General features: G+C 44.7%; 3 protein-coding genes. All 3 read right to left on the minus strand.

Going from position 1 to position 2,137, the window contains the following annotated elements; genetic code table 11:
* Positions 1-591 precede the first annotated feature (591 nt).
* The 3 genes from AACY08_RS27390 to AACY08_RS27400 all read right to left on the minus strand — a co-directional run bounded on the left by AACY08_RS27390 (position 592) and on the right by AACY08_RS27400 (position 1,854).
* A complete protein-coding gene (locus AACY08_RS27390; protein WP_339472245.1) occupies positions 592-852 on the minus strand; it encodes a hypothetical protein in 261 nt (86 codons plus the stop codon).
* A gap of 148 nt (positions 853-1,000) precedes the next feature.
* On the minus strand, positions 1,001-1,429 hold the full coding sequence (locus AACY08_RS27395; RefSeq protein ID WP_258709673.1) for a contact-dependent growth inhibition system immunity protein: 429 nt from the start codon (positions 1,427-1,429) through the stop codon (positions 1,001-1,003).
* 155 nt (positions 1,430-1,584) lie between these two features.
* On the minus strand, positions 1,585-1,854 hold the full coding sequence (locus tag AACY08_RS27400) for a hypothetical protein (protein WP_339472247.1): 270 nt from the start codon (positions 1,852-1,854) through the stop codon (positions 1,585-1,587).
* Between the last annotated feature and the right edge of the window lie 283 nt (positions 1,855-2,137).

Consider the following 2,137-nt stretch of genomic DNA (forward strand, 5'->3'; position numbering starts at 1 on the left):
GGAACTAATTGGGGTCAGACCCCATTTACCTCTTTAATCAGGAGGCCTCGCCCCGCGTGAACCGTTACAGCCCGGACATTCGAGCCTCGAAACTAATTTAAACTAATTGGGGGTCAGACCCCATTTACCCCGCCCTAACCGCCAACAACTCAGGGAAAAGGCCAGTCAATAGAAAAAGAGATATTTCTGCCTTGAGATTGTCGATGTCGGATACCGGATTCTGCGGTGGCAAGCGATCGTCATTAAACTGATCGGTAGGATCAAGGTGAAATCCCTGATCGTTATACTTTTCAGCCATACCGCCAATGGGAAATAGGGGTCAGACCACCATTCTCAAGACCACCATTCTCATTTTTTTAAAGAGCAATGTTGCTGACCTTTGTAAAAACGTGGTCTGACCCCGATTTCCGCCGGCCAGAAGTATCTTTTCAGCGTCATCCACTATCGCATCAAAAAAGCTAGTCAATTCCATCACGCGGGTCCTATTGCTGCCACCGGCAAGACCATCAACCACAAATAATATACATCTGGAATGTTAACCGCTGACAGTTACAGCATCCAAGCCCATAGGCATAATGACTTCCGCACGATCTACCGATCTAATCCTTTCAAGTTACAAACATCAATGAAGTCTGACATAGAGATTTCCTGATCACCATCTTCGCCTGCGATCAAAACATCTTGTACAATCACCATTCCTCTTGAAAAGTCCAAAACCACATCAAAGCTATTAAATTCAAACTCTCGTTTATAGACGTTCTCAGAACCACGCTTCTCGTCGATGGCGCCCTGTAGGACCCCTCTAACATGAGCATCTAACTCCTGCTGCACAAATCGTTCTATAACATTCATATTCATCACCAGCCCTCAACAGGAACTAATCGGGAGCTAATCAGGATCAGACCCCATTTACCTCTTTCAAACTGATCGCTATCTGCTGGCCGATAAGTAGGCCCAAATCCACCCTTGGGCGCATCCACTCTAGCTTTTGCACCTTGTGTCATTTACCATTAAGCGCTGCCAGCAGTTTCCTCTCTAGCGCCTGAGCATATTCGACATATTCGACAGCGCGAGGCTCCGCAGCAATAAGCTCTTTATCTCGCCGCAGAATATTCAACATTTTTTGCGTCAGCAGTAAATTCTTCGCCCAGACTGCCTCCGATAATTTTGAGGTTCCTTTTAGCAACTCGGCGTCATCCAGAAATCCTACCAGCACTTCCTTATCCAACTCGCGAACCACGACAGGCAATAATTCCGACGTATACATATCTTGCCTGACCGATCTGCAAAGGTCGCCGATCTCAAGCTCGTTTATCGGAGTGTCCAGAATCGACCTGTGCCATGACTCCAGCGCAGACTCATCAGAATCAGGCTCAACTTCCCACTTAAACCCATTACTCTCATCTATTTGACGAAATGTCTTTTTCATATACCCGCACCATTTAGAGAGTCAGGGGAAAATAGGGGTCAGACCACCATTCTCATTTTTTAAAGAACAATTTTGCTGGCCTTTATAAAAACGTGGTCTGACCCCGATTTCCATAAATCATTGTAAATTAATCTAACAGGGTATTTTTTATGGACTTACACCCTATAGCCCGCAGATCTCATTAGCAAAAGAACCATCTCATCAAACTCTTGATCAGATATCCCCCTTATCGACTTCGCGCTCTTCCATTTCCATATAACAGGAAGAATCCTGCTATCCAAACGATAAAACTCTTCCAAAAACATATCCGCCAATGCGTACTTATCTAAATCATCGAAACCTAACAAAATTATATTTAACACACTGCTTGGCGACTTCCCATCAAGTATTTGCATTAACAGCTTTTTACTTTCCGAAAGTGACATAGGTCATTTCTCCGACGGTTTCAATCTTCTCAACCTTAGTAAATCCATACTTCTGCGATATTTGGCCTGTCCAGGTATTCAAGGCAGCATTCTCTTTTGACATTCCCTTGCTAAAAGAAATAGGGGTCAGACCACCATTCTCAAGACCACCATTCTCATTTTTTAAAGGGAACTAATTGGGGTCAGACCCCATTTACCTCTTTAATCAGGAGGCCTCGCCCCGCGTGAACCGTTACAGCCCGGACATTCGAGCCTCGAAACTAATTTAAACTAATTGGGGGTC

The organism is Pseudomonas sp. EL_65y_Pfl1_R83 (assembly GCF_963970695.1).
Classification (GTDB): Bacteria; Pseudomonadota; Gammaproteobacteria; order Pseudomonadales; family Pseudomonadaceae; genus Aquipseudomonas; species Aquipseudomonas tritici.

What these genes read in the sequence shown, in the direction of transcription:
- AACY08_RS27390 (WP_339472245.1), bottom strand. Translation starts at nt 852, where the DNA reads ATGAATGTTATAGAACGATTTGTGCAGCAGGAGTTAGATGCTCATGTT.
- AACY08_RS27395 (WP_258709673.1), bottom strand. Translation starts at nt 1,429, where the DNA reads ATGAAAAAGACATTTCGTCAAATAGATGAGAGTAATGGGTTTAAGTGG.
- AACY08_RS27400 (WP_339472247.1), bottom strand. Translation starts at nt 1,854, where the DNA reads ATGTCACTTTCGGAAAGTAAAAAGCTGTTAATGCAAATACTTGATGGG.